25 protein-coding genes are annotated in these 22852 nt (G+C 59.5%); 17 read left to right on the top strand and 8 right to left on the bottom strand.

The features are described 5' to 3' along the window. Positions 1 to 2: 2 nt before the first annotated feature. Positions 3 to 818, bottom strand: a complete 816-nt coding sequence (locus ACP15U_RS00760; RefSeq protein ID WP_425043208.1) for a protein-disulfide reductase DsbD domain-containing protein — start codon at positions 816 to 818, stop codon at positions 3 to 5. A 142-nt stretch (positions 819 to 960) separates the two neighbouring features. On the opposite strand from ACP15U_RS00760, the gene ACP15U_RS00765 reads away from it, so the two are divergent. Then, the gene (locus ACP15U_RS00765) at positions 961 to 1518 is read left to right on the top strand and encodes a YqgE/AlgH family protein (protein ID WP_425043718.1); all 558 of its coding nucleotides are present in this window, start codon (positions 961 to 963) and stop codon (positions 1516 to 1518) included. Positions 1519 to 1523: 5 nt separating this feature from the next. Here the strand turns inward: ACP15U_RS00765 and ACP15U_RS00770 are convergent, their stop codons facing one another. Further along, positions 1524 to 2516 (bottom strand): L-threonylcarbamoyladenylate synthase, encoded by a 993-nt coding sequence (locus tag ACP15U_RS00770; protein ID WP_425043209.1) that lies wholly within the window; start codon positions 2514 to 2516, stop codon positions 1524 to 1526. 131 nt (positions 2517 to 2647) lie between these two features. Between ACP15U_RS00770 and ACP15U_RS00775 the strand changes: the two genes are divergently transcribed. The 7 genes from ACP15U_RS00775 (at position 2648) to ACP15U_RS00805 (ending at position 9183) form a co-directional block, all read left to right on the top strand. Then, positions 2648 to 4351, top strand: coding sequence for an acyl-CoA dehydrogenase (locus tag ACP15U_RS00775; protein ID WP_425043210.1), 1704 nt, complete (start codon positions 2648 to 2650; stop codon positions 4349 to 4351). Between the two features lie 35 nt (positions 4352 to 4386). Continuing rightward, on the top strand, positions 4387 to 5409 hold the full coding sequence (locus ACP15U_RS00780) for an MBL fold metallo-hydrolase (protein WP_425043211.1): 1023 nt from the start codon (positions 4387 to 4389) through the stop codon (positions 5407 to 5409). Between the two features lie 10 nt (positions 5410 to 5419). After that, entirely contained in the window at positions 5420 to 5872 is a 453-nt protein-coding gene (locus ACP15U_RS00785) for a DUF6173 family protein (RefSeq protein ID WP_425043212.1), read from the top strand. A 59-nt stretch (positions 5873 to 5931) separates the two neighbouring features. Further along, positions 5932 to 7764, top strand: coding sequence for a glycerophosphodiester phosphodiesterase (locus tag ACP15U_RS00790; RefSeq protein WP_425043213.1), 1833 nt, complete (start codon positions 5932 to 5934; stop codon positions 7762 to 7764). Then, positions 7748 to 8305 carry a hypothetical protein gene (locus ACP15U_RS00795; protein ID WP_425043214.1) on the top strand — a complete coding sequence of 186 codons (558 nt, stop codon included), beginning with the start codon at positions 7748 to 7750 and terminating at the stop codon, positions 8303 to 8305. The genes ACP15U_RS00790 and ACP15U_RS00795 overlap by 17 nt, the downstream gene beginning before the upstream one ends. Positions 8306 to 8384: 79 nt before the next feature. Beyond that, the gene (locus tag ACP15U_RS00800) at positions 8385 to 8519 is read left to right on the top strand and encodes an aa3-type cytochrome c oxidase subunit IV (RefSeq protein WP_425043215.1); all 135 of its coding nucleotides are present in this window, start codon (positions 8385 to 8387) and stop codon (positions 8517 to 8519) included. Positions 8520 to 8562: 43 nt separating this feature from the next. Beyond that, entirely contained in the window at positions 8563 to 9183 is a 621-nt protein-coding gene (locus ACP15U_RS00805) for a hypothetical protein (RefSeq protein ID WP_425043216.1), read from the top strand. A gap of 52 nt (positions 9184 to 9235) precedes the next feature. Here the strand turns inward: ACP15U_RS00805 and ACP15U_RS00810 are convergent, their stop codons facing one another. Together ACP15U_RS00810 and ACP15U_RS00815 are read right to left on the bottom strand one after the other, a co-directional pair. Continuing rightward, entirely contained in the window at positions 9236 to 9568 is a 333-nt protein-coding gene (locus ACP15U_RS00810) for an AzlD domain-containing protein (RefSeq protein ID WP_425043217.1), read from the bottom strand. Beyond that, positions 9565 to 10281, bottom strand: a complete 717-nt coding sequence (locus tag ACP15U_RS00815; RefSeq protein ID WP_425043218.1) for an AzlC family ABC transporter permease — start codon at positions 10279 to 10281, stop codon at positions 9565 to 9567. The genes ACP15U_RS00810 and ACP15U_RS00815 overlap by 4 nt, the downstream gene beginning before the upstream one ends. Positions 10282 to 10336: 55 nt before the next feature. On the opposite strand from ACP15U_RS00815, the gene ACP15U_RS00820 reads away from it, so the two are divergent. The 3 genes from ACP15U_RS00820 to ACP15U_RS00830 all read left to right on the top strand — a co-directional run bounded on the left by ACP15U_RS00820 (position 10337) and on the right by ACP15U_RS00830 (position 13720). Next, the gene (locus tag ACP15U_RS00820; RefSeq protein WP_425043219.1) at positions 10337 to 11233 is read left to right on the top strand and encodes a formate dehydrogenase accessory sulfurtransferase FdhD; all 897 of its coding nucleotides are present in this window, start codon (positions 10337 to 10339) and stop codon (positions 11231 to 11233) included. A 73-nt stretch (positions 11234 to 11306) separates the two neighbouring features. Beyond that, positions 11307 to 11927, top strand: coding sequence for a molybdenum cofactor guanylyltransferase MobA (mobA, locus tag ACP15U_RS00825; protein ID WP_425043220.1), 621 nt, complete (start codon positions 11307 to 11309; stop codon positions 11925 to 11927). Next, positions 11924 to 13720, top strand: a complete 1797-nt coding sequence (locus ACP15U_RS00830) for a bifunctional molybdopterin-guanine dinucleotide biosynthesis adaptor protein MobB/molybdopterin molybdotransferase MoeA (RefSeq protein WP_425043221.1) — start codon at positions 11924 to 11926, stop codon at positions 13718 to 13720. Before mobA ends, ACP15U_RS00830 begins: the two co-directional genes overlap by 4 nt. 8 nt (positions 13721 to 13728) lie before the next feature. Here the strand turns inward: ACP15U_RS00830 and ACP15U_RS00835 are convergent, their stop codons facing one another. The 3 genes from ACP15U_RS00835 to ACP15U_RS00845 form a co-directional block, all read right to left on the bottom strand. Continuing rightward, entirely contained in the window at positions 13729 to 14757 is a 1029-nt protein-coding gene (locus tag ACP15U_RS00835; RefSeq protein ID WP_425043222.1) for a hypothetical protein, read from the bottom strand. A gap of 27 nt (positions 14758 to 14784) precedes the next feature. Further along, positions 14785 to 15255 carry a transcription elongation factor GreA gene (gene greA / locus ACP15U_RS00840; RefSeq protein ID WP_425043719.1) on the bottom strand — a complete coding sequence of 157 codons (471 nt, stop codon included), beginning with the start codon at positions 15253 to 15255 and terminating at the stop codon, positions 14785 to 14787. Between the two features lie 145 nt (positions 15256 to 15400). After that, positions 15401 to 15781: a VOC family protein gene (locus ACP15U_RS00845; RefSeq protein ID WP_425043223.1), complete on the bottom strand. Its 381-nt coding sequence runs from the start codon at positions 15779 to 15781 to the stop codon at positions 15401 to 15403. An 86-nt stretch (positions 15782 to 15867) separates the two neighbouring features. Here ACP15U_RS00845 and soxR point away from each other — a divergent pair, with 86 nt between their 5' ends. The 4 genes from soxR (at position 15868) to ACP15U_RS00865 (ending at position 20753) form a co-directional block, all read left to right on the top strand. Beyond that, positions 15868 to 16323, top strand: coding sequence for a redox-sensitive transcriptional activator SoxR (gene soxR, locus ACP15U_RS00850; RefSeq protein WP_425043224.1), 456 nt, complete (start codon positions 15868 to 15870; stop codon positions 16321 to 16323). A gap of 133 nt (positions 16324 to 16456) precedes the next feature. Next, positions 16457 to 18106, top strand: coding sequence for an electron transfer flavoprotein-ubiquinone oxidoreductase (locus ACP15U_RS00855; protein ID WP_425043225.1), 1650 nt, complete (start codon positions 16457 to 16459; stop codon positions 18104 to 18106). Positions 18107 to 18208: 102 nt separating this feature from the next. Beyond that, positions 18209 to 19924 carry a tetratricopeptide repeat protein gene (locus tag ACP15U_RS00860; RefSeq protein ID WP_425043226.1) on the top strand — a complete coding sequence of 572 codons (1716 nt, stop codon included), beginning with the start codon at positions 18209 to 18211 and terminating at the stop codon, positions 19922 to 19924. Beyond that, the gene (locus ACP15U_RS00865) at positions 19914 to 20753 is read left to right on the top strand and encodes a 4-(cytidine 5'-diphospho)-2-C-methyl-D-erythritol kinase (protein WP_425043227.1); all 840 of its coding nucleotides are present in this window, start codon (positions 19914 to 19916) and stop codon (positions 20751 to 20753) included. The genes ACP15U_RS00860 and ACP15U_RS00865 overlap by 11 nt, the downstream gene beginning before the upstream one ends. 27 nt (positions 20754 to 20780) lie before the next feature. Here ACP15U_RS00865 and ACP15U_RS00870 read toward each other — a convergent pair whose 3' ends face one another. Continuing rightward, positions 20781 to 21782, bottom strand: coding sequence for a polyprenyl synthetase family protein (locus ACP15U_RS00870; RefSeq protein ID WP_425043228.1), 1002 nt, complete (start codon positions 21780 to 21782; stop codon positions 20781 to 20783). A 56-nt stretch (positions 21783 to 21838) separates the two neighbouring features. Between ACP15U_RS00870 and ACP15U_RS00875 the strand changes: the two genes are divergently transcribed. Further along, positions 21839 to 22054: a DUF2007 domain-containing protein gene (locus ACP15U_RS00875; protein WP_425043229.1), complete on the top strand. Its 216-nt coding sequence runs from the start codon at positions 21839 to 21841 to the stop codon at positions 22052 to 22054. After that, positions 22051 to 22827, top strand: coding sequence for a tRNA1(Val) (adenine(37)-N6)-methyltransferase (locus tag ACP15U_RS00880; protein WP_425043230.1), 777 nt, complete (start codon positions 22051 to 22053; stop codon positions 22825 to 22827). The genes ACP15U_RS00875 and ACP15U_RS00880 overlap by 4 nt, the downstream gene beginning before the upstream one ends. Positions 22828 to 22852: the final 25 nt, after the last annotated feature.

Genomic DNA, 22852 nt, shown 5'->3' on the forward strand with positions numbered 1-22852 from the left:
GTTCAGCTGGGTGTGCAGCCCCGAATATCCACCGAGTGTTTTTTGCCAAGCACGGTGATGCGGATTGCGGATCGGTCAAGCGCAAAGGCAGTCCCGGAGTCGTTTGCGACCTCGGCAGTTGCAATCAGAGTATCGCCCTTTCGGCGGGTCTCTGTTTCCGATGCCCACAAGCCCGGATTGCCGGGTTCAATGACAGCGAATTCTTCTCCACCGGCAGAGGGCATGCGGATATGGGCTTCGATGCGCATTCCATCGGCGGTGGGAGACAGCGCGCAGGTGGTCGCACGAACTCCAGCCTCGCGTGCTGAATAGGGGCGCTGAGCCATCGCCGCCACGATTGTCGGGTTGCGCCCGGCTTTTGCGTCCAGGTCGTGGTCGAAGCGCAGAGTTCCGGGAACGCAAACCTCGTTGCAGACCCCCAGCTCAACGCTTCCACGCAAGCGGACAGGATCGCCTGCGCGGGACGGGGTGATTTCCACAGGCAACACCAGTTCGTTCTGGTAGCCGATGGATCTCAGGCCGTTTTGTTCGAAAACATGCGGGGCCGGCCATGTGATCGACAGTTCGCCGACATTGCGTGATCGGCTCCAATCGAAGCGCGGCGGAATGCCAGCGTCACCGGGTGCGCGCCAATAGGTCTTCCAGCCATCGGACAGGGTCAGCCGAAGGGCGGCCAGATGGGTTCCGCGACTGGTCTGCCCTCCGTCAAGAACTTCGACACGGACAAGGTCGCCCATCCCTCCGGCAAAAGCGGAGTTGGCCTCTGAAACGGCAGCGGGCACGGCTAATGCCAGCACGGACAGTAACGATTTGATCATGGATCATAGATGCGCCCTTGGCCGGTAAATGCCAAGTCACGTTCCGTTCAAAACATCAGTTTTTTGGAAACTGTGGGGATCCGGCCTTGCGCAGGGCGCAGGGCGCAGCCATCTTGGAAGAAAGGAGGCGCACAGCCATATGATCGATCTCACCGGAAAGCTGCTGATTGCCATGCCCGGAATGGGTGATCCTAGATTCGAACATTCAGTGGTCTTCATGTGTAGCCATGGCGAAGATGGTGCCATGGGGCTGATTATCAACAAGCCGGTGCCACAGTTGTCGCTGTCCGACCTGTTTTCGCAGCTTGAAATCGAGGTTACGGACGACGCGAACGGACATCCCCCGGTTCATTTCGGAGGACCGGTGGAGACCACGCGCGGTTTCGTACTGCATTCAAGCGACTACGAAGCAAATCTGCATTCGATGTCGGTATCTGACGAAATCAGCATGACCGCCACGCTCGACATTCTCGAAGACATTGCCCACGGTCGCGGACCTCGGCAAAAGCTGTTGACATTGGGGTATTCCGGATGGGGTCCGGGGCAGCTGGAAAGCGAGATCGCAACAAACGGCTGGCTCACGACAGATACGGATCTGTCGCTGGTGTTCGATCTTGCCCACGACGAAAGGTGGAGCGCGGCGCTGGCAACTCTTGGTGTCGATCCTTTGACTCTGTCGGCAAGCGCCGGCCACGCCTGATCGCCTCAGAGCAGCCCGATCCCCGACCTTCGGATTATTTCGGGTGCCAGTTTTGGGCGGGGCGCTGCGGCGCGGCGTAACCGATCGTTTATTGCCAGACCCAGCCCGTTCATGGGGACCGGAGCGATGGCAATAGGTTTGCCCTGCGCGTCCAGTTTGTGCAGGTGTCCGAACAGGCGGGCGGCCGCTTCTACGAGATCGCCGCGTTCCGAAAGGTTCAGGTCACATTCCATGTCTCCGAAGCCCAGCAGCAACTCCCCGGGTTCGGCGTGATCTGCGTTCAGGCGAACCTGTGCCCGGGGGGCATAGTGCGACAGCAGTTGCCCGGGCGCATTCAACGGTTCGTCCTGTTCACGACGGTTCAGTTTCCGCCCAAGAACTGTTTCGATCTCCTCGCAAGCCAGACCGCCCGGACGCAGCAGGGTGGGTTGTTCTGTGACCCCGACAATTGTGGATTCGACGCCGACACCGCACGGTCCGTCGTCAAGCACGGCGGCGATCCGGCCTTGCAGTCCATTCAGCACATGCTGGGCAGTTGTCGGGCTGATACGGCCGGACGGGTTTGCCGAAGGGGCCGCGACCGGCGCATCGAGCCGTGTGAGAATCGCCTGCGCGGCGGGATGAGCCGGCACGCGAACCGCCAGAGTGTCGAGCCCGGCGGTAACCAGTTCGGACACGCCGCCATCGTTGCGAAGCGGCAGAACCATCGTGAGCGGGCCCGGCCAGAAAGCCCGTGCAAGTTTCTCGGCTGTCTCGGACCACTGGACATAACGGCGGGCGACTTCTGCCGAGGCGACGTGAGCGATCAGAGGGTTGAAACTCGGCCGGCCCTTGGCTTGGTATATCGCTGCGACGGCCGCACCGTTGCGGGCATCGCCGCCCAGCCCGTAAACGGTTTCGGTTGGAAATGCGACGAGCGCACCCTGCGCCAGCAACGCAGCAGCGCGGTCGAGGCCAAGGCTATCGGCTTTCAGAATCTCGGTTTGGACTGGTTCCATTTCGGTGACGCGGCGTTTTGGTTGCTTGAAGGCAGGCAGAAGGTAGGTAATCTTCCAAGCCCTGATCCTTATCCCTGCTGGATGCAGATTCCAAGACTGCCCGGCCAGCCCCGCAACTGAAGGAGGCTGAGATGCCTTATCGTGCTCCCGTCAACGACTATGAATTCCTGATGCATAAAGTCATCGGCTATCAGGACGTATCCGCCACTGAAAGGTTCGAGGAAGCCAGTGCGGACGTGGCCTCGGCCATTCTGATCGAAGCGGGCAAGCTGTGCGAAGAAGTCATGTCTCCGCTGCAGCGGAATGGCGATCTGCACCCGGCCAAGCTGGAAAACGGCGTTGTCCGGACGTCGCCGGGGTATTCCGGGGGATGGGAAGCCATCAGCGAAGGCGGCTGGATCGGGATGAGTGCAAACCCGGAGTTTGGCGGGATGGGCCTGCCCATGACCCTGACCACAGCGGTGAACGAAATGATGAGCGCAGCTTGTCTGTCGCTGCAATTGGCCCCGTTGATGAGTCAGGGGCAGATCGAAGCACTGGAACATCATGCCGACGATGCACTCAAGGAATTGTATCTACCGAAGTTGATATCGGGTGAATGGGCCGGCACCATGAACCTGACCGAACCACAGGCGGGGTCGGACGTGGGTGCGCTGAGCTCTCGTGCCGAGCCAAATGGGGACGGAACCTACGCGATCACCGGGCAAAAGATCTTCATCTCTTGGGGCGACAATGATTTTGCCGGGAATATCTGCCATCTCGTGCTGGCCCGCCTTCCGGACGGTGTGCCCGGAACAAAGGGGATCAGCCTGTTTCTCGTGCCCAAGTTCCTGCCCGATGAGAACGGGGCACCGGGGGTTGGAAACAGCCTCAAGGTGGTATCGCTGGAGCACAAGATGGGTCTCCACGGATCTCCCACCTGCGTGATGCAATATGACGGAGCCAAGGGATGGCTTGTCGGTAAGGAAAACGGCGGTATGGCGGCAATGTTCACAATGATGAACAACGCTCGTCTCGGGGTCGGAGGACAAGGAGTCGGTCAGGCTGAAGGCGCGTATCAGCATGCGATGGCCTATGCGATGGAACGGCGGCAGGGGCGAACAGAGTCTGGCACGATTGTCGACCATGCCGATGTGCGACGGATGCTGATGGAGATGAAGGCCGACGTGTTTGCGTCGCGCGCGATCCTGTTGGCCTGTGCTGCGGCCATCGATATGCAGACAGCCACCGGGGAACCGAATTGGGCCGCGCGTGCCGCACTGCTGACGCCGATTGCCAAAGCCTTCGGAACCGAAACCGGGATCCGGGTGTCGGAAACCGGCGTGCAGGTTCACGGTGGAATGGGTTTCATCGAGGAAACCGGTGCTGCGCAATTCTATCGCGATGTTCGTGTAACCTCGATTTACGAAGGCACGAATGGCATTCAGTCGATGGACCTTGTGGGCCGCAAGATGATGGATGGTGGTGAGGCCGCCACACGTCTTTTGGACGAAATCGAGGCGCAGGCTGAAAATGCCCGGTCGCAGTTTCCGAACATGGCCGAAGCCGTCTGGGAAGCCACCGAAAGCCTGCGAGAGACCACCGAGTGGCTGGTTGCGCAAAGTGACATGAACCAGCGGTTCGCAGGGGCATTTCCCTATCTTCTTGCCTTTGCACGGGTTCTGGGTGCGCATTATCATCTGTCTGCTGCGATCGCTGAGCCGGGCGGAGCACGCGAAAAACTGGCGCGCTTCTACATCAACCGGCAGCTTCCATTGCATTCCGGCTTGCTGGATCAGGTTCAGACCGGTGCCGAAGACCTGTTTGCATTGTCGCTTGACGAACTCGCCTCGTGATGGATGGAGCATTGAATAGCCAGGAGGCAGCGGTCATGCGCTACCCATGGGCCGAACCCCCTGCTGCAGGCGCTGCCATCGAGGTCGCGGAGGGCGTTCTCTGGATGCGGCTTCCATTGCCGATGAAGCTTGATCACGTCAATGTCTATGCCCTCGATGATGGCGGTAGCTGGACGGTGATCGACACCGGGTTCTCGTCAAAGAAGACCCGCGGTATCTGGGAAACCCTGATGTCCGGCCCGCTTGCGGGTAAGCCTGTGACCCGGGTTATCGCCACCCACCATCACCCGGACCATGTCGGCAATGTTGGCTGGTTTCAGTCTGAGCATGGGGCCGAACTTGTCACGACACGCACAGCATGGCTGTTTGCGCGCATGCTGACGCTGGACGTACAGGACAGCTGGCCCAGCGAAACGCTGGACTATTATCGCAGCGCCGGGATGGACCCCGACGTTCTGGCCAAACGTATGTCAGAGCGTCCGTTCAACTTTGCCGACATGGTCTATCCGATGCCGCTGGGCTTTACCCGGATCAAGCAGGGTGACGTGTTCCGCATGGGTGGGCGCGACTGGGACGTGCACATGGGCAACGGACACGCGCCCGAACACGCCACGTTCTGGAGCCGGGACGATAATCTCGTGATTACAGGCGACCAGATCCTCAGCTCGATCAGCCCGAATATCGGGGTTTACGCGACCGAGCCAATGGCCGACCCAGTGGCGGATTGGTTGGAAAGCTGTGAACGGCTGGCGCCGCTAGCCCGGGCGGACCATCTGGCATTGGGGGGGCATAAGCTGCCCTTCACCGGTTTGCCCACGCGCATGCGGCAACTGATCGAGAACCACCATGGTGCTCTGGCCCGGTTGCTGGACCACCTCGATCGACCCAAATCCACTTCGGAGTGTTTTGCGCCTCTGTTCAAGCGATCGATCGGTGAGGGAGAATATGGCCTCGCGCTGGTTGAAGCGGTGGCCCATTTGAACCATCTTTACCATATCGGTGATGTGACCCGAACCCGTCGCGAGGACGGCGCCTGGCTCTATCAGCGTAAAAGGTAAAGGAAAACCAATGGGCGAAAAGATCGAAACAGCAGCTGAACATCAAGAGGAAGCTGCCCTGCCGCGCTGCCACGAGGTGCACGCCGATCCGAACAGCAACGCCAAGTTGGACGGGGTTCCGCAGCCGTTGCAAAAACCCGTTGAAGCCAAGAGCCCGGCGCAGTGGGCCTATGAACGGCTGATCCTTTACATCCGCAATTTCGAAGAACAGCTGGACGCCGAACACGAAGTGGCGATGGGGTTCACCGGCGGCGATGCCGGCGTGCTGCGGATTGAAGGTATGGGGTATTTCGATCCCGACATGATCACCTTCTACGGCACCGATGGCGGCGGCGCGCGCACCCAGTTGGTTCAGCACGTCAGCCAGTTGAGCGTAATGCTTCGGGCCTTGCCGAAACCTCAGGAGAGGGATCAGGCCACGCGGATCGGCTTTCGCCTTGCCGCCGACCTCGAGAACAACTGAAACCTTGCGAAAGCCTGTCTGATCGCGTCTAAATTCCTGTGTATTGCAGGAGGACGCAGATGTCCGATACTTCAAGTGTATTAGAGGCTTACTCGCGCGCATGGGGCCGCAGGGGGGCGTTTGTCCCGACTTATTTCGCGCTGCGGCTATTGGCGGTTGCCCTGATAGCGCCGGGCTTTGCAGCACTTGTCAACGTGGCGGTTTCCCTGTCGGACCAGTCGGCGCTCACCGATCAGGATATTGCGTTCTTTATCCTGTCTCCGTTCGGTTTCCTTCTCACGCTGGGCGTGCTGGCCGTGCTGCTGGTCGTCGAGGTGCTTGGTTTCGCGGTGATGACGGCGATGCTGCGGATCGATGGCGCAGATCGTTGGGCAACTGGGTGGGGCGCGTTTCGGGCTGTGTTGGCAAAGTCGCGGACTTTGTTTGTCTTTTCCGCACATTTGATCCTGAGGATCCTGCTGATCGCAGCCCCCTTTGTTGCCGTGGCCGGGCTGATCGCGTGGTGGGGGCTGACCGAATTCGACATCAACTACTATCTTACGTTCAAGCCTCCGAGTTTCATCGTATCTGCCCTGTTGATTGGTCTGGTTCTGGCGGTGCTGGCGGTCGTGTTGATTTTGCGCCTTTCTTCCTGGGCGCAGGCTCTGCATCTCGTGTTGTTCGACGGGGTGAAACCGTCCGAAAGCTTTGCAGAAAGCGCACGCCGGATGGAAGGAAAGCGCAACCGGCTCAAACTGCAGCTGGTGTTCTGGTTGGTGGCGCGCCTTGCAATGGGCGCGGTACTCGCCTTTCTGGCCGGGCTGGCGATTCAAATGGTCCCGTTGGGCGACGGAGCAAGTCTGCGTCGGGCACTTGTGTTGTCGTTGGCAGTGGCGGGGATCTGGTCGCTGCTCAATCTGGTGCTGGCGGCCATCGCTCTGGGTGCGCTGGCAATCCTGCTTGATGGGCTGTTCGAGGGACGGCGTCTGCAGCCATCCGCCGTTTCGACAAGTGTGGGCGGGGCGACCGGCCTTGCGATGCTGGTGATCGGAGCCTTGGTGATCGGCTTATGGTCATCGGGCGAATTGCTCGAATCCGTGCAGGCCGAGGACAATGTAACTGTGATTGCCCACAGAGGCGCGGCGGGAAGCCGACCCGAAAACACCATGGCCTCGGTCGAGAAAGCCATCGAGGATGGCACGGATTGGGTTGAGATCGACGTGCAGGAAACAGCGGACGGCGAGGTCGTTGTCATGCATGACAGCGATTTCATGAAGCTCTCCGGCGTGAACCTGACGATCTGGGATGCGACAATGGAAGACCTTGCCGGAATCGATATCGGAAGCTGGTTTGACCCGACATATTCGGATCAGCGTGCGCCGACCCTGCGTGATGTCCTGCAAACCGCCAAGGGCAAAGCCAAGGTTCTGATCGAACTGAAGTATTACGGCCATGACGTGGACCTGGAAAACCGCACCATCGCGATCGTAGAAGAACTGGGAATGGCCGATCAGATTGCGACGATGTCTCTGAAATATCCGGCGGTCCAGAAAATGCAGACTCTGCGACCTGACTGGCGGGCTGGTGTGCTGGCGGCAACCGCCGTTGGGGATCTTGCCGGGCTCGATGGCGATTTCCTTGCGGTCAATATGGGCATGGCCCGACCCGGGCTGATCCGTTCTGTTCAGGCCACGGGAAAAGATTTCTATGTCTGGACGGTGAACGATCCGCTCGACATGTCACGAATGATCTCGCTGGGTGTTGACGGGCTGATCACCGACGAACCTGCATTGGTTCGCGAAGTGTTGCGAATCCGGGCCGAGCTTAGTCCGCCACAGCGATTGCTTTTGCTGCTGACCGAAGCACTGGGCCTTTCCATTCCGACTGGAGAGTATCGTGATCAGAGCCCTTAGTGTCATTTTCCTGATCGCCTCGCCGGTTGCCGCACAGGACAATCGATTGACCCGCAGTTTCGAACTGCCGTCCCACCGTGCGCTGATGTCGGTAAAGGGCGAGCTCGCGCCATTCACGACAGACGGGTGCAGTGGCGGATTGTCGGCAGGCTGGCAATTGGTGGCAGACCAGTTCCCGGATTTTGCCGCCGCGCATCAGGGCCAGCCACCGTGGGAAAGCTGTTGTGTGACCCATGACCGGGCCTATCACAACGCAGGCGGATCGGAGACCGCCGAAGACAGCTATGAGGCGCGCCTGACCGCAGATATGGAATTGGAAACCTGTGTCAACGAAACAGGGGAACCACGCATCACCGATCTGGCCCTTTTCTACGACGTTTCAGAAGATCTGGTGCGGGACGCCTATGACACGATCGCCGGTGCGATGTATCTTGCCGTGCGTTTCGGAGGCGGTCCTTGTTCGGGCCTGCCATGGCGTTGGGGATACGGGTTCGAGGCCTGCTCCATACTGGATGCGACAACTGGCCCGGCCAATGAATGAACAATGTGCGTGATTGACGTGGTGACACTGCTGCGAGAATCCGTTATCCAAGCCTTTAAACGCGAATAGGAAGAGACCCATGGCAGACCATAAGCACGGCGAAATGGACATTACCACTCAGACCGAAACCTTTGATGGTTTCGTGAAATTCACCACATGGGCGGTGATTGTTATTCTGGCGGTGCTCTTGTTCCTGGCCGTTTTCGCATCCTGATCTGCAGGCTGCTTGCCTTTAGACACCTGCGGAGTGTTGGGTCGTGTTCCGGTTGATTTGCTGTAGTGCTCTGATCATTTCGGTGGCCGCCTGTGCGCCGCGCCATCCGGATGACGACGATGCTGAAATCGCTGCCGTATCTTACCGTGATCCCGGCCCTTCCAGCCTGACCCTCTACACGGTGGTCAACAACCGGACCGGTGGCGGCGGACACTCCTCGTTGATGGTAAATGGTCCCGAACGGGTCCTGTTCGATCCGGCGGGATCCTTCTATGCAGACGTGGTGCCGGAAAAGAACGACGTTCTTTACGGAATCACGCCTTCTGTCGAAAAGGCCTATCGCAGCGCTCATGCGCGCAGCACTTATCACGTGGTTTCCCAGACCATCGAAGTGACGCCGGAACAGGCGAATCTCGCCTATAATCTCGTCCGCCAGAATGGACCGGTCGCGGGTGCTTTCTGCGCCAACGCGACGAGTTCGGTATTGCGGCAGATCCCCGGGTTCGAACAGATCCAGACAACGTATTATCCTGTCAAACTGCAAGAGCAGCTTGAACAGATCCCGGGTGTCAAAACGGAAAAGTACTACGAAAACGACGATGAAGACCTGCAACAAGGTCTGGTTGACGGCAACGTCGCACTGAACGCAACCGCAGGCGGCTGACGCATTTTACGACGATTTCAGCCGATGTTCTGCACCCGTCAGTTCCCGTCTATTAGCCCATCAGGGCCAGCAACGTCCAAAGCGACCCGGCGCCTGAAAAGATTGCCATCAGAACATTCTTGGTTAGCAATCCGACGGTGATCGTAATCAGAGCGGCCAGCAGGCGTGGCATATCCGGGGTTCCCCCTGTCGCAGGCGGCCATACGACAAGCGGTGCCACCAATGCCGGAATGATGGCAACGGCGGTATACCGAAGGTGGCGCATCAGCCAAGGCGGGATCTCCCGACCACCGACAAACCCAATGAATGCGAAACGCATGGCGAAGCTGCCGACGGCCAATCCGATGATGACGGTCCAGAGGGTGGTTTGATCGATTCCGTTCATGACCGGGCCGCCTTTCGTTCGAAGTAGAGCTCGGCCTGCGCGCCGGCGAGCATCCCTGCCAGACCGGCGACCATCAGGCCAAGGTTATAAGGAAGGCCGGCTGCGAGCAGAGCAGTCACCACGGCCACCAGCGCAGCCACGACATGCGCCTTTGTTCGGAGCATCGGGCAAATCATGGCCAAAAAGGCGATTGGAAGCACGAAATCCAACGCCCAGCTGTCGGGAATCCGCGCGCCGAGCAAAGCGCCGGTCAGCGTGCACAGAACCCAGGCTGGGGCAACGATCACGTTGGTGCCGGCGAAATACGCCATTCGCTGCGGCAGGGTCATTTCTCGATCCGTTTCGAACTGCACGATCGAGAGCGCATAACTCTGGTCGACGATGAACATCGCAGCCAGGGCACGCTGCCACATGGGCGCCGCACCCAGATAGGGGGTCAGCGAGGCTGAATACATGGCCACCCGCAGGTTCACTGCCAGCGCCGAAACCAACACGACGATCATCGGTGCCCCTTCCAGCATCAACTGCATTGCGGTCAGCTGCGCGGCCCCGGCAAAAACGGTCAGCGAGAACGTGAAGGATTCGATGATCCTCAACCCGGCTTCGGTGGCAAGAACGCCAAACAGGAGCCCGAATGGCCCCGCAACGAATACGAACGGAGCGCTGTCCTTGATACCTTTGAAAAGGTAGGAATCGGCTGTGGTGATTGCCATGAGATGATCCTAGATTGTCCCGAACCGGCCTAGCGCCATATCGAGAGGGTTGCAATTGTCCACGGATCGGGATGTCGACAAGTATCTGATTGCCCCGGCCCCTGAACGTCAGGGGCTGACACGCACGGTGCAAGGGGTAGACCACACTGGCGCCGTCAGCGAGATCTCGGTGGTCGAAGAACGTCCTCTGACGATCTTTCTAAACTCACAAGAGATCGTGACCGCCATGACCATCGGGGACTACCCCGAATATCTGGCGCTTGGTTTTCTCCGAAATCAGGGGATGCTGCTCGACGATGACGAAATCACCGGAGTTGATTTCGACGCGGATCTGGAAACCGTTGTGGTGCGCACGGCAAGGCAGACGTCCTACGAGGAAAAGCTGCGCAAAAAGACCCGCACAAGTGGGTGTGCAGTCGGCACCGTTTTCGGCGACATGATGGAAGGTCTCGAGGACGTACAGCTTCCCGACACGCAGGTCCGCAGCTCATGGCTGTACGCGCTCGCGTCAAAGATCAACCGCACCCCGTCGCTATACCTCGAAGCGGGCGCGATACACGGCACTGTGCTCTGTCGCGAAGATCGGCCGATGGTCTACATGGAGGACGTGGGCAGGCACAACGCCGTTGACAAGATCGCGGGCTGGATGCTGTCCACCGGCGAAAGGGCGGATGACAAGATCCTTTATACGACCGGTCGTTTGACGTCGGAAATGGTTATCAAAACAGCTCTGATGGGCATTCCCGTGCTGGTGTCCCGGTCGGGTTTCACGGCGTGGGGTGTCGACATCGCCCGCGAGGTGGGGCTGACGCTGATCGGGCGTATGCGCGGGCAAAGGTTCGTTTGCCTCGCAGGTGAACAGCGCCTGCTGCGTGATGTGGACCCATCTTCGGTCTCGGATGAGGATCGCAAACATCGCCGCAAAAGTGCTGCGCGCTCAGGGTCGCTGTAAATGGGTTCGAGAGATGTGCAACGAAGTTGTCCGGCCGAGCGGGCCGACAGGCGCCGAAAATGAAGGGCAAGCCATGAAACAACCGCTGGGCATCATACTGGCCGGGGGTCAGGCCACCCGGATGGGCGGCGGCGACAAAGGGTTGCTCCGATTGGGCGGGACAACATTGCTGACCCGTGTGATCGAGCGGCTGGAGCCTCAGGTCGCCGGTCTGGCCCTCAACGCCAATGGCGACCCCTCTCGGTTTGCGGGATACGGGTTGCCTGTTCTGGCGGACAGTATTGGCGGTTACGCCGGACCTCTAGCAGGTGTGTTGGCCGGGCTCGACTGGGCCGCGGAACAGGGGGCGGATACCATCGTGACGGCTGCGGCCGATACGCCGTTTTTTCCGCCCGATCTCGTCCCCCAACTGTTGCTGGCGGCAGAAGGGATGCAAGCCCCCTTGACGCTTGCTGCCACGCCCGACCCAAAGCGCAATCGAAATCGCCATCCCACATTCGGTCTCTGGCCTGTGGCACTGCGCCACGACCTGCGGAATGCGTTGCAGGACGGGTTGCGCAAGGTCGTTCTCTGGACGGATGCACATGATGGCCGCGAAGCCCTTTTCCCGGTCGGAGATTTCGACCCGTTTTTCAACGTGAACACGCCCGAGGACCTTCAGCTTGCGCGACAGATGATCGGAGCCGAGGCATGAAGATCTATGGCGTCACAGGTTGGAAAAACAACGGTAAGACCGGGTTGATGGAGCGTCTGGTCGCCGAGCTCACGTCTCGTGGGTTACGGGTGTCCACCGTTAAACATGCCCACCACGCATTTGATGTGGACCAACCCGGCCGCGACAGCCATCGCCACAGGATCGCCGGTGCCAGCGAGGTGCTCTTGGCCTCGCGGCAGCGGGTGGCCCTGATGCAGGAATTGCGCGCAGATCCCGAGCCGTCGCTTGATGAACTGTTGCTGCGGCTCAGCCCGGCAGATCTGGTTCTGGTGGAAGGCTACAAGCGCGAAGGGCACCCAAAGATCGAAGCCCACCGGGCAGAGGCGGGAACGGAGCTGATCGCCCCCACAGACCCCCTGATCCGTGCCGTGGCGAGTGATGTGCAGATTGATCTGGACCGGCCGGTTTTTGATCTAGACGACACCGTCACGATTGCCGATTTCATACTGCAAGAGGTAGGTCTTGCGCCGTCATCGCCTCTTTCGAGCGAAGGGACTGCTGAAGTCGAAGAGTGCGGGCCCTCTGCGCCACCACCGCTGCGCAATGATTGTTTTGCTTTGCCACCCGGGGTCGACTGGACGCCTGTGGACGACGCATTGGAGATGCTGCGCACGCGGCTGTCCCCGGTGGCGGGTGTCGAAACGATCCCGTTGCAACAGGCGTTGAACCGGGTTCTGGCCGAGGACGCAATGGCCGCCCGGCCAAACCCGCCACAGGCGAACTCGGCTGTCGATGGGTATGGCTTTGCCGGGGCTGTGACTGATGGCAGCCACAGATTGCCGCTTGTCGATGGCAGGGCGGCAGCGGGTGTTCCTTTTGAGGGTGCGGTTCCTCGCGGCATGGCGATCCGTGTTCTGACCGGGGCCGCATTGCCCGATGGTGTGGAGACCGTGGTTTTGCAGGAAGATGTGGCAGTTTCTGACGGGTATGTCTCGTTCAGAGGGCCGCTCAAGCGTGGTGCAAATGCGCGAAAAGCAGGGGAAGACGTGGAGGCAGGTCAATTGGTCTTGCGTGCCGGAAGGCAAATTACCCCCGCCGATCTTGCCCTGATGTCGGCGGTTGGGTTGTCGCATATACCGGTTCGCAAATCACTGCGGGTTGCCGTTCTTTCCACCGGTGATGAGCTTGTTGAACCGGGGCACCAAGCTGGGCTCGGGCAAATTTTCGATGCCAACCGCCCGATGCTTCTGACAATGGCGCAGCGCATGGGATTTGTGCCGGTCGATCTGGGTCGGGTCGCCGATGACCGGGAAACTCTGCGGTCGGTGATGGACCGGGCGGCAAACGAGGCCGATGTGATTCTGACCAGCGGGGGGGCGTCGGCTGGTGACGAAGATCACGTTTCTGCGCTGCTCGGTGAAACTGGCGCTTTGCAGGAATGGCGAATTGCCCTCAAACCGGGGCGCCCCGTGGCGCTGGCCATGTGGCAGGGAACCCCGGTTTTCGGTTTGCCGGGAAACCCTGTGGCGGCGTTGGTCTGCGCGCTGATTTTTGCCCGCCCCGCCATGGAAGTACTGGCCGGGGCCGAATGGTCAAAGCCGCAAGGGTTCGACCTTCCGGCGGCGTTCGAAAAGCGCAAGAAACCGGGACGGCGCGAGTATCTGCGCGCCCGAGTTCGCGATGGCCGGGTTGAAGTTTTTGCCTCCGAAGGGTCGGGGCGGATCAGCGGTCTGAGCTGGGCCGAAGGGCTGGTCGAAATTGGTGATGGTGCATGCCACATCCGACCCGGAGACCCGGTGCGCTACATTCCCTATGGCAGTTTCGGGCTCTGACGCCGGTATCAGTCGAAGGTTCCGGCCACACGGCCAAGCAACATGAATGCACGGGCAGTGCGGGTTTCGCTTAGCGCTGAGATTTCCGCGTCCGAGGCGATCTGTTCGAATTCGGCAAAGGTCTGATCGAACCGGCGCAGGAAATGATGAGCGGCATCGCGGAAGATCGGGTCCTGCTTCATCCGCCCGGCAGTCAGCGCAAGCGACGACCGGTCACGCACTCCGCCCAAGGATGCGACAGCGCGGCCGCGTGTCCCGTTGGCAAACTGCCGCCAGATTTCCGGGCGAGCCATGTCCGGCCGCAGGTCGTCCATGTATATTCCGTCCTGACTGAGAAGGGTCAGCACGTCCTGCGCGGCCTGAATCAGCTGCGCGGCCTTTCGATCCCGCAAGGCCCGGCGCAAGGCTGTAAAACCGGCCTCGTCCTCGGCGGATTCCGGGAAATTGAGGGCGCAAATGAAGTCTTCGGTGGTCAAAGGGGGGGCAAGTTCTTCGGCTTGTGTGCCGAGTTCCAGCAACCCTTGATCTTCTGCTTGGGGATCGGCGGGCGGAGTTGGCGCTGGCGTTGCGGCCCGAATGCCGTCGGTGCGCTTTGTTGAAAACGTTGCCAGAGCGGTTTCGGTCTTTCTTGCTGCGGCGGCGATCTCATCCAGCTTGCGGGCAACCGAGGGTTCCGACGTGACCGCGCCACGTTGCTGTTGCGCCAGATAGGCATGGCGGATTGCGTCGATGGCGGCTTGCAGCCTTTGGCTTTCCTCGCGCATGACGCGACTGGCTCGTGCGGCCGTCGCAGCAACCCAGATCATGGCGACCGGCATGAAGATCGCCAGCATCGTCATAAGGAACCGCAGCCCATCAAAGCCGCCCTGCGCCTCGGACGGCAAAGCAACAAAAAAGATCAGCGCACCAAGTAGCCACAAGCCGCTCAATGCGATGGCCACGACCTCTATCGCGGTGATCGGTTCACGCTTGGGCTTGTCGTAGATTCCAAGAGGCGGTGAACGTGTTGTTTCGGGTTCGGGCAGGGGGTCGGACATTGGAAACGCTTCCCGGGTATGCACCCGTCAGGAATACTCGATCTTCAGAACCTCGTAGGCACGCTCGCCACCGGGCGTGCGGACTTCGACACTGTCACCTTCGTCCTTGCCAATCAATGCCCGCGCAATGGGGGACTTGATATTGAGCAGGCCCTTTTCGATGTTGGCCTCGTGCTCACCGACGATCTGCCAGGTCTTTTCCTCGTCCGTGTCTTCATCGACCAGCGTGACCCGGGCTCCGAACTTGATCGCGCCCGAAAGCCGGGCAGGATCGATCACGTCCGCCAGTGACAAAACGCCTTCGAGCTCTTTGATACGGCCCTCGATGAAAGACTGCTTTTCCCGGGCAGAATGGTATTCGGCGTTTTCTGACAGGTCGCCATGCTCGCGCGCCTCGGCAATCGCCTTGATGATTGCAGGGCGTTCTTCGCTTTTAAGCTGCTTCAGCTCCGTCTCCAGTGCGGAAAAGCCCGCCGGGGTCATCGGGATCTTGTCCATGTCGTCTTGGTCCATGCATCAAATTGCATCGCCCCGCCGCGCAATGCGCCGGGGCGACTTGTAGGGTTGAGGACTAACTGACTCAAACAGAGGGCAGATTTCAAGGGAATTCAGGAAGCGAGGCGCCGGTTACGCAATTCCAGGCTTACTTATAGGAAACTACTTCGAATTCGATGCCGTTTTCGTCGTCGAAATAAAAACGGTGACCCGGTTCGTAATCTGCATGACTGCGCGGAGTGAATCCTGCGGCCTTCACACGAGATTCGACGGCATTTAGATCATCTACGACCACTCCGATGTGATTGAGCCCGCCGATAATGTCGTAGCTGCTTTCCCCAGAAGCCTGTGGTGCCGGTGGTTGGTACAGGGCCAGATAGGCATCATCGGTGCCGACATGCGCGGTGCGCCCGCCGGCGATGGCGTCACCTTCCCAACGGATTTTCCAGCCAAAGACGTCGGCCATCCAGCCAGAGGTGGTTCTTAGGTCCGCAACCGTGAAGTTGGCGTGTTCCAGCGTGGCGGTCATATCGGTTCCTCATTTCATTTTGATTGATCCCGCTCATCGTAATTTCTAAACCTAACTTTAGGTCAAGGATAATTTGGGAGCTTGCCGTGAAACCAGAATCGGGATTGTCCATCGGGGCTTTGGCGGACCGGACGGGGTTGGCTGTTTCAGCCATTCGCTACTATGAGAAACAGGGCCTGATCGAGCCGTGGCGCAATTCCGGTGGCCAGCGCAGATTCCAGCGCGCGGATATCAGAAGGTTGAGCTTCATCATGATCGCACAGCAATTCGGGCTGTCGCTTCCCCAGATCCGCGAGGTGTTGTCCGGCCTACCTGGCGGGCGCACGCCGACTCCCAAGGACTGGACCCGGATTTCCGAGCGGTTGCGGACCCATCTCGATCAGCGAATCGATGCGTTGCTGCGACTGCGAGACAATCTGGATGGATGTATCGGCTGCGGGTGCCTCAGTTTGCCAAACTGTGCGCTCTACAATCCGGAAGATCGGGCTAAGAGGCTGGGAAAAGGGCCGCGATACCTAATGGGCGACCGGCCAGAGCAATGACGCTGCGACGCAGCAGCGCGACGCTCGGTTTTATTTGACCTCTGTCCTGTTCAAAGGGTAATCACGCCGAAAGATTATTGCGCCCAAACACCTGTTTGAGAGCCGAATCGGTAAGTCAGCGAAGGAGCCCGCAATGGCCGAGATTGAACGCGAAGCGATGGAATACGATGTTGTGATCGTCGGTGCGGGTCCCGCGGGTTTGTCCGCCGCGATCCGTCTCAAGCAGCTCGATGCAGAACTGAATGTGGTGGTGCTGGAGAAGGGCTCGGAAGTCGGAGCACATATTCTGTCTGGCGCGGTTCTGGACCCCTGCGGGCTTGAAGCGCTGATCCCCGACTGGAAGGAAAAGGGCGCACCTCTTAACGTTCCGGTCAAGGAAGACAATTTCTACATGCTGGGCGAAGCGGGCAAGCTGCGCGTGCCAAACTGGCCGATGCCGCCCCTGATGAACAATCACGGCAACTACATCGTGTCGATGGGCAATGTCTGCCGCTGGATGGCTGAGCAGGCGGAGGAACTTGGCGTCGAAATCTTCCCGGGCATGGCCTGCTCCGAAGTCGTCTATGGCGACAAAGGAGAAGTAAAGGGCGTCGTCGCCGGTGAATTCGGCAAGAACCCCGATGGTACTCCGGGTCCGGGATACGAACCCGGAATGGAGCTGCACGGCAAGTACGTCTTTATCTCTGAAGGTGTCCGCGGATCGCTGGCCAAGGAAGTCATTGAGAAATACGACCTTCAGATCGGTAAGGAACCGCAGAAGTTCGGTATTGGCATGAAAGAGATCTGGGAAATCGATCCAGCCAAGCACAACGAAGGCGAAGTCACGCATACGATGGGGTGGCCGCTTGGCTCCAATGCCGGTGGCGGCTCCTTCATTTACCACATTGAGAACAATCAGGTTTATGTGGGTTTCGTGGTCCATCTGAACTACAAGAATCCGTATCTGTTCCCCTACATGGAGTTCCAGCGGTTCAAGCATCATCCGATGGTTGCCAAGCTGCTCGAAGGCGGTAAGCGTGTGGCCTATGGCGCGCGGGCGATTTCCGAGGGTGGCTATCAGTCGATGCCCAAGATGGTGGCGCCCGGAGTTGCGCTGCTGGGATGTTCGGTGGGTATGGTCAACGTGCCGCGCATCAAGGGGAACCACAATGCGATGCTGAGCGGCAAGGCAGCCGCCGAAGCCGCTTACGAAGCCCTTCAGGCCGGCCGGAGCGCCGACGAACTATCCGACTACGAAATCGAAGTGCGCGAAGGTGCAATTGGCACCGATCTCAAAAAGGTTCGTAACGTCAAGCCGATGTGGTCGAAATGGGGGCTGACAGCCTCGCTGGCCTTTGGTGGTTTTGACATGTGGACCAACACGCTTGGCTTCTCGCTGTTTGGCACCCTGAAGCACGGTAAGACTGACGCCGAGGCCACTGGTATGGCCGCGTCAAACGAGCCTATCGAATATCCAAAGCCTGATGGCGTCCTGTCATTTGACCGGCTGACCAATGTATCCTTTGCGATGACCAACCACGAGGAAAGCCAACCCTGCCATCTGCAACTGAAGGATACGAACGTCCCGACAGTGGTGAATCTCCACACTTATGCGGAACCGGCTCAACGGTATTGTCCTGCGGGGGTTTACGAAGTGGTCGAAGAAGAAGGCAAACAACCGCGATTTGTAATCAACTTCCAGAACTGCGTGCATTGCAAGACTTGCGACATCAAGGATCCCAGCCAGAACATCACATGGGTGACGCCGCAGGGCGGTGACGGGCCAAATTACCCGAACATGTAAGCAAACATCCGAGCAATGGCGCTTGGTTAATACCTGTGCCATTGCCTCCCCCGTTGGAACGGCCTAGCTTGTTTGGAAACACACGAGCATAGCAGGTTCCCGGTGAAATCCATTCTCAGACAGTCCGCAGCCATTGTATTGGCCCTCGGCATTGCAGTGCCCGGTTCTGCCCAAGCAGAATCCAATCCGGGCGCCTACCTGGCCGGGCGCCAGGCGTCGTTCGACAGCGACTTTGAAACTGCTGCGCGCTACTATGTGCAGGCGCTGGCCGAAGACAGGGACAACCCGGCCCTCATGGAGAACGTGGTCCATTCGCAATTGGCGCTTGGGCAGATCGACCGCGCTCATCCGGTGGCCACGCGCATGGAGCAACTGCAGCTTCGCAGCCAAGTCGCCCACATGGTAACTGTCGCGCGTCTTGTGCGTGACAAGGAATACGACCCCTTGCTGGAGCGTCCCCGCGAAGAGCTTGGCATCGGCCCTCTGATGGACGGGCTGATCGATGCCTGGTCCCGTATGGGGGCGGGGCAGGTTTCCGAGGCTATGGCCGCATTTGACGCTGTTGCCAACGAAAACGGCCTGCGTGGCTTTGCGATGTACCACAAAGCGATGGCACTGGCCTCGGTTGGTGATTTCGAAGGAGCCGAGGCGATCTTTGCGGAAGATGAGGGCGCCCTCACAACCGTGTCTCGCAGAGCAGCACTGGCGCGTGCTGAAATCCTGTCTCAGCTTGAGCGGAATCAGGATGCTCTGACGATGCTCGAAGAGGTGTTTGGCGCGCGGATCGATCCGGGGCTCGGCGATGTCGCAAGCCGCCTCGCGGACGGGCAGACCATACCCTTCACTCATGTACGCAGTGTTTCAGACGGCATAGCAGAGGTTTTCTTCACCATTGGTGCTGCGCTCAATGGTGAAGCTGCAGATGATTATGTTCTGCTCTATGCACGTGTTGCCAATTACTTGCGCCCGGATCATATCGATTCCCTGTTGCTGACCGCCAACCTGCTGGAAACACTGGGCCAGTATGAGCTCGCGGTTGCCACCTACAAACAGGTTCCGGCTGGCACTCCGGATCACCACGCTGCCGAACTGGGGCGTGCGGAATCCCTGCGGCGGGCCGCAAAACCAGACGCCGCAATCGAGGTTCTGGAGCAGCTTGCAAACGACTACCCGGACCTTTCACTGGCTCACAGCGCGCTGGGTGACCTACATCGGCAGCAGGAAAACTATGCTGCGGCAGCCATATCCTATGACCGGGCATTGGAGCTGACAGAGGAAGGCGATCCTTCCAAATGGTTCGTTCTTTATGCTCGGGGCATCAGCCATGAACGCCTCAAGCAATGGGAACTGGCCGAGGCTGATTTTCGCGAGGCATTGAAACTGAACCCAGACCAACCTCAGGTTCTCAACTATCTCGGTTATTCACTGGTGGAAAAGGAGACCAAGCTGGACGAAGCCCTGTCGATGATTGAACGTGCCGTGGCGGCGCGTCCGGACAGCGGATACATCGTCGACAGTTTGGGGTGGGTCTTGTTTCGCCTTGGGCGCTATGACGAAGCGGTTCAGCATATGGAACGTGCCGTGGAGCTGATGCCAGTAGATCCCGTGGTCAATGATCACCTTGGCGATGTCTATTGGGCCGTTGACAGACTCCGCGAGGCAGAATTCCAGTGGAAACGGGCGCTCTCGTTTATCGATCCGGACGATGTCGATGGCGAAGCTGACCCGAACCGGATCCGGCGCAAACTGGAGGTGGGCCTGGATACGGTGCTGGCCGAGGAGGGTGCAGAACCTCTGACTGTCGCCAATGGCGATTGAGGTCTTTGCTCCTGCCAAGATCAACCTGACCCTGCATGTGACCGGCCAGCGTGACGATGGCTTTCATCTGTTGGATTCGCTGGTTGTCTTCGCGGATGTCGGGGATCGGATCACTTTGGATTGTGTCAGGCCGCCAACAGCCGACATCCGGGTTTCTATAGATGGACCCAGAGCACAAGGCGTGCCGACGGACCGAAGCAACCTGGTGGTGCGCGCGGCTGAGGCGATGGGCGTTGCCGCGAATATCCATGTCGAAAAACATCTTCCTGCTGCGGCCGGTATCGGTGGTGGTTCCTCGGACGCTGCGGCGACCCTCACAGGGCTTGCGCGGCTTACGGGCAGGCCATTGCCGAGCGATGACGAAGTTCTGGGGCTTGGGGCGGATATCCCCCTGTGTCTGCGCGAAGGGCCTCAACGGATGCAGGGTATCGGAGAGGTGCTGACCCCGGCCCAACCTGTGCCTGACCTGTATCTGATTCTTGCAAACCCGGGTGTATCGGTGCCGACACCGCAGGTGTTTCGCGCACTCTCGTCAAAAACCAACCCGCCGCAGAATTGGCCGATGCCCGCGGGAAAGGAAGCGTGGTTGTCTTGGCTTGCCGCGCAGCGCAATGACCTGCAGGCGCCGGCCTGTTCAGCGGCTCCAGTGATCGGTGAAGTCATGGAGGCGCTGCAAGCTCAACCGGGGTGCCGCCTGAGCCGCATGTCAGGCTCCGGGGCAACCTGTTTTGCCATCATGGACGACGCCGGGACGCAGGCGCGGGCGGTTCGGGCACTGCGCCGTTTGCACCCGGATTGGTGGGTGATGCCCTGTAAGGCATTGCCCTGATTCCAACGGCAGCGCGCTATGCAGAGATCAGTTCAATCGCGAAACCACGTAATCCGCCAGTTCAGTCAAGAGGTCGCGAATATGATGGTCGGGCAAGGTTGAAAGAGCAGCCTTGGCCTTAGTTGCCCAGCCAAGCGCATCAGTGCGAGTCGCTTCAAGCGTGCCGTATTTGTCCATCAGGCGGAGCGCTTCAGTCAGATCGCCGTCCTCTTGCCGGCCCTTTTCGATGGTCCGCTGCCAGAAACCGCGTTCTTCGGGCGTGGCTTGGGCAATCGCCTTAATCACCGGAAGGGTCAGTTTCCGTTCGCGGAAATCGTCGCCGACATTCTTGCCGGTTGCTTGGCTGTCTCCCTGGTAGTCCAACAGGTCGTCTGCGATCTGGAAAGCGATTCCAAGGCAGTCACCGTAATCGAACAGGGCCTTTTCCTGAGGTTCGGGCACGCCTGCGATCACCCCGCCCACTTGCGTCGCTGCCGAGAACAGCGCAGCGGTCTTGCCGCGAACGACCTGCAGATAGACGCTCTCGTCCGTGGCCAGATCCTGTGCAGCCGTCATTTGCAGAACTTCGCCTTCGGCGATCGTTGCTGATGCATTGGCCAGAATGTCCAGAACGCGAAGCGAACCGGTTTCGACCATCAGTTGGAAACTGCGCGAGAACAGGTAATCCCCGACAAGGACCGAGCTTTTGTTGTCCCACAGCAGGTTGGCGGTAGGGCGCCCACGTCTTTGTCCGCTTTCGTCGACTACGTCGTCATGCAGCAGGGTGGCAGTATGGATGAATTCAACGGTGGCGGCCAGCCGTACATGGTTCTGACCACTTTCATAGCCGCACATCCGTGCTGCCGCCAAAGTCAGCATCGGCCGTAGCCGTTTGCCGCCGGCCTCGACCAGATGGGCGGTCACTTCGGGAATGCGTGGGGCATGTTCCGAGGTCATGCGGGTGCGGATCAGCGTGTTCACCGCTGCCATGTCATCCGTCAACAGTTCCGCAAGGCGCTCATGCGGTTTCGCGATCGTGCCGGTGTCCATCAGTCTCCTGCTACAAGGCTCGACATCTGCCGCGCCTTGCCCTTACATCCCCAGTCATGAAGGAACTTCTGCGTAGCACAGATCCGACCATCATGGCCTTTGCGTCCGCCCTTCTTGAGGGCGAGGGTATAGACTGCTTTCAGATGGACGTAAATATGAGCATCCTCGAAGGTGGGATCGGGATTTTCCCGCGCCGGATGATGGTGCGGGAGGAAGACTATGACCGCGCCTTGCGGGTCGTCACCGACAACGAGATTCCGCTGGGAAAATGAGCATTTCTGATCCGGTCAAGCTAACGCATAACGCCTTTCTGGGCGGGCGGCTGCACCTCTGGCAACCAATCGACGGATACCGTGCGGGAATTGATCCGGTCGTTCTGGCGGCCTGTGTTCCGGCCAGCAAAGGGCAGAGAGTGCTTGAACTGGGATGCGGGGCAGGGGTAGCCATCCTGAGCTTGGCGACACGGGTTCCGGGCCTCGACTTGGCCGGAGTGGAGCTTCAGGCGCTTTATGCCGATCTTGCGCGACGCAACAGTGCCGAAAGCGGTTTTGAACTCGAAGTGTTTCAGACAAATCTAACCGCGCTTCCGGTGGACCTGCGGCAAAGGCGGTTCGACCATGTCATCGCCAATCCACCGTATTACCCCTCGGGCCGTCACAGCCGAGCCCGTGACGGTGGACGGCAGATTGCCTTGGGGGAATTCGAGACCCCACTTTCCGCGTGGATCGAGGTCGCTGCGCGCCGGCTGCTTCCCAAAGGGTATCTGCATATGATCCAGCGGGCCGAGCGGCTGCCTGAAATGCTGTCGGCGTGCTCCGGCAGGCTGGGATCGCTGGAAGTTCTGCCGTTGGCTGCCCGGCAGGGACGTGCGCCCGAGCTTATTGTTCTGAGAGCTCGAAAAGAGGGAAAGGCCCCATTTCGGCTGCACGCCCCGGTCATCCTGCATGAAGGTTCAAGACATGAACGCGACGGAGATGACTATCGCCCCGAAATCGTTGCGGTGCTGCGGGACGGGGCCGCGCTCGCCTTTTCCGGGACCAAATGAGCGGCGTTCAGCCTAAAAATGTCGG

Source organism: Primorskyibacter sp. S87, assembly GCF_049801055.1.
GTDB lineage: Bacteria > Pseudomonadota > Alphaproteobacteria > Rhodobacterales > Rhodobacteraceae > JBNAGF01.

Excerpts from the sequence above, each read along its gene's own strand:
- ACP15U_RS00760 (WP_425043208.1), bottom strand. The coding sequence starts at position 818 with ATGATCAAATCGTTACTGTCCGTGCTGGCATTAGCCGTGCCCGCTGCC.
- ACP15U_RS00770 (WP_425043209.1), bottom strand. The coding sequence starts at position 2,516 with ATGGAACCAGTCCAAACCGAGATTCTGAAAGCCGATAGCCTTGGCCTC.
- ACP15U_RS00775 (WP_425043210.1), top strand. The coding sequence starts at position 2,648 with ATGCCTTATCGTGCTCCCGTCAACGACTATGAATTCCTGATGCATAAA.
- ACP15U_RS00780 (WP_425043211.1), top strand. The coding sequence starts at position 4,387 with ATGCGCTACCCATGGGCCGAACCCCCTGCTGCAGGCGCTGCCATCGAG.
- ACP15U_RS00785 (WP_425043212.1), top strand. The coding sequence starts at position 5,420 with ATGGGCGAAAAGATCGAAACAGCAGCTGAACATCAAGAGGAAGCTGCC.
- ACP15U_RS00790 (WP_425043213.1), top strand. The coding sequence starts at position 5,932 with ATGTCCGATACTTCAAGTGTATTAGAGGCTTACTCGCGCGCATGGGGC.
- ACP15U_RS00800 (WP_425043215.1), top strand. The coding sequence starts at position 8,385 with ATGGCAGACCATAAGCACGGCGAAATGGACATTACCACTCAGACCGAA.
- ACP15U_RS00810 (WP_425043217.1), bottom strand. The coding sequence starts at position 9,568 with ATGAACGGAATCGATCAAACCACCCTCTGGACCGTCATCATCGGATTG.
- ACP15U_RS00815 (WP_425043218.1), bottom strand. The coding sequence starts at position 10,281 with ATGGCAATCACCACAGCCGATTCCTACCTTTTCAAAGGTATCAAGGAC.
- mobA (WP_425043220.1), top strand. The coding sequence starts at position 11,307 with ATGAAACAACCGCTGGGCATCATACTGGCCGGGGGTCAGGCCACCCGG.
- ACP15U_RS00830 (WP_425043221.1), top strand. The coding sequence starts at position 11,924 with ATGAAGATCTATGGCGTCACAGGTTGGAAAAACAACGGTAAGACCGGG.
- ACP15U_RS00835 (WP_425043222.1), bottom strand. The coding sequence starts at position 14,757 with ATGTCCGACCCCCTGCCCGAACCCGAAACAACACGTTCACCGCCTCTT.
- greA (WP_425043719.1), bottom strand. The coding sequence starts at position 15,255 with ATGGACAAGATCCCGATGACCCCGGCGGGCTTTTCCGCACTGGAGACG.
- ACP15U_RS00845 (WP_425043223.1), bottom strand. The coding sequence starts at position 15,781 with ATGACCGCCACGCTGGAACACGCCAACTTCACGGTTGCGGACCTAAGA.
- ACP15U_RS00855 (WP_425043225.1), top strand. The coding sequence starts at position 16,457 with ATGGCCGAGATTGAACGCGAAGCGATGGAATACGATGTTGTGATCGTC.
- ACP15U_RS00865 (WP_425043227.1), top strand. The coding sequence starts at position 19,914 with ATGGCGATTGAGGTCTTTGCTCCTGCCAAGATCAACCTGACCCTGCAT.
- ACP15U_RS00870 (WP_425043228.1), bottom strand. The coding sequence starts at position 21,782 with ATGGACACCGGCACGATCGCGAAACCGCATGAGCGCCTTGCGGAACTG.
- ACP15U_RS00875 (WP_425043229.1), top strand. The coding sequence starts at position 21,839 with ATGAAGGAACTTCTGCGTAGCACAGATCCGACCATCATGGCCTTTGCG.
- ACP15U_RS00880 (WP_425043230.1), top strand. The coding sequence starts at position 22,051 with ATGAGCATTTCTGATCCGGTCAAGCTAACGCATAACGCCTTTCTGGGC.